This window comes from Vibrio sp. 10N.222.48.A3 (assembly GCF_041475345.1).
Taxonomy (GTDB): domain Bacteria; phylum Pseudomonadota; class Gammaproteobacteria; order Enterobacterales; family Vibrionaceae; genus Vibrio; species Vibrio tasmaniensis_A.
The window spans coordinates 1-2,110 of record NZ_JBFRVX010000816.1 but is presented as its reverse complement, the minus strand read 5'-3'; the positions used below and the strand labels follow the sequence as shown (position 1 = coordinate 2,110).

The 2,110-nt window shown below is 41.5% G+C and carries 3 protein-coding genes and 1 pseudogene; 3 read left to right on the top strand and 1 reads right to left on the bottom strand.

Going from position 1 to position 2,110, the window contains the following annotated elements:
• Both AB4653_RS20190 and AB4653_RS20185 read left to right on the top strand, forming a co-directional pair.
• A pseudogene (locus AB4653_RS20190) lies at window positions 1–507 on the top strand (replication protein A); the annotation flags it as partial.
• Between the two features lie 267 nt (window positions 508–774).
• On the top strand, window positions 775–1,005 hold the full coding sequence (locus tag AB4653_RS20185; RefSeq protein WP_016799977.1) for a hypothetical protein: 231 nt from the start codon (window positions 775–777) through the stop codon (window positions 1,003–1,005).
• A gap of 143 nt (window positions 1,006–1,148) precedes the next feature.
• Here the strand turns inward: AB4653_RS20185 and AB4653_RS20180 are convergent, their stop codons facing one another.
• Window positions 1,149–1,721 (bottom strand): DUF2913 family protein, encoded by a 573-nt coding sequence (locus tag AB4653_RS20180; RefSeq protein ID WP_017091827.1) that lies wholly within the window; start codon window positions 1,719–1,721, stop codon window positions 1,149–1,151.
• A gap of 233 nt (window positions 1,722–1,954) precedes the next feature.
• Between AB4653_RS20180 and AB4653_RS20175 the strand changes: the two genes are divergently transcribed.
• The coding region (locus AB4653_RS20175) for a type II toxin-antitoxin system Phd/YefM family antitoxin (RefSeq protein WP_372105161.1) at window positions 1,955–2,110 on the top strand (156 nt) is incomplete at its 3' end.

Sequence of the window (2,110 nt, the reverse complement as noted above, 5' to 3'; positions counted from 1 at the left end):
GTAGAGAGCTTTGCACATGTCAATAATGCCAATTTGGTGGGTAAGCCGTCTTTGCCATGCAGTGAGGTATTAGCGGTGGTAAAAAGCGTCTCTCGTTGGACCTGGGATAAATATTGTGCTCGGTCAGATTGCCAGCGAGGTGTGATGAGGTTGGATAGTGGATTAAGTTTACAGGAAAGGCAGCGTAGAGCGGCCAGAAGAACTCATAACCTTCGCCGGACGAAGACCACTCGCCGAATTATCCGCGCCTGTCTGTTTCTGTTACGCAAAAATCAGGAGCTCACGATTGGTTTGGTGGCGCGTAAGGCGAACTTGTGTCGCCAGACCGTCAGTCGTTACGTCTATCTGTTTGAATGGGTCAAGTCTGCTTTATCCGAAAGTAGGCGAAATGGGCCAGAGCCTCGTGGTAATTATGCTGTTCATCAGATATCTGCCCCTATAACGTTAGAGAGGGCTGAGTATGAAGTAGGGATAAAGAAGGCGGTGCTTGAGTCGGCTTTTCCTTGAGTTGAATAATAACAAGTAACTATCGAGTCAAAACGAGGTCTCTTAGTAAATTCAATTCTGGAGTAAAGACTAGGTTGCATTTATTGGACACCCGATCATCTCCTCTCTGACTTTTTGTCCGCGAGCTCCTTTTTAAAGACATGAAATGTGTTCTAAGGGTGAGTCGACATGACCCTGTTCAATGTGATTGATGTCTCAATTTGTTTAAATATGGATTCACTCGCTCCATATTGCTGTATATTTACACAGTAACTTAAGGGAGGAGTTATGTCTTTTAAAGATAAAGAGACACTGTCAACAGGAATTGAATTCATTGTTGAAGCCGTAGCGGTGAAGACGAATGGCCAAGATCATTCAGCGTTAGGCTTATATCTGATCAGCTTACTGCTAGAAGATCAAAAGATTGGCCTTGATTGTGATGAAAAAAGGACGGTAGTACCGCTTGGTAAATCGCGTACAACACATCTTGATTTGGGCTGGAAGTGCCCAACGTTTTAGATTTGGTTGTGTTAGTTGGCGCTTCATATAGCTGTGGGACAATTACTAAGGTACAGGATAGACAATTGATGGAAAAGTACAGGTAAGCACTCACAAGGGTCTTGGACCAGTTAAGGCTAAACAGTGTGTGATAAGCAGTATGGTTAGCTAATTGGGTGGACTTTGTAATGATAGTTATTCAACTCTTCACTTGCTTGGCACAACTCATATGTGAAATAAGGTTGGGTTGCTAAGCTCTTAGTGAATCTGTCTAATTCATTCGTATGTATAAACAGCGAAATGGGTGCAATCTGACGGTTTTCATTATCGAAGCAATGATCAATATGTGCTCTGTCGATATAAACAACGTCCATTTCCTGCTTAGGGGTCTCTTCAATAAGTTTTGTTTCTAATCCGCTCTTCTCAAAGCGTTCTAGCAAGGCATAAAGCTTATCAACGTCGTTTTTGCTCTCTATCGCTGAATATTGAGATAAAACGCTTTCTAAGTGTTTTTCAATTGAGCCAAACTTACTCTTCATCAAACAAACAGTTTTAAGCTTTTTCTTGATAAGGCTATATCGAGCTTGTTTGATTTTTGGCTTTAAGAAGTCAATGATGATCTTGTTTCGTTGCTCTTCTTTAACAAAGTGACTGGAAATTTTTACTTTGAAGTAAAGGTGAAGAAGAGTGTTTTCGAAGGTCGACTTAAGAAGTTGGTGGTATGAATGTTCTGACATTGTTCACATCGATTATTTTCTGGTGAGGGTATCTTATCACAAGAATAGCAAGGCTCTAAGGCCGAAACCAAAGTGACGCCATTTGCTGTTTGTGTGTTGTTGAGTGAGTTTCCTACTCATAAGAAGCATGACTTAAGAGTGATTCTTAACGCTCAATATCTCTGCGCTAAACCTGGCACCTTGAAAGTGATACGACAGTATCACTTTATTACTCTTATTTTGGAGTTACTCTTATGAAAGTCGAGCTCGTTACTTCCCTCAAGCGTCAAGCGTCCCAAATCCTAGCGGACTTACATGACACCAAAGAACCTGTGCTAATCACCGAACACGGTAAACCTTCTGCGTATTTGGTTGATGTGGACGACTATCATTTTATGCAAAACCGTTTG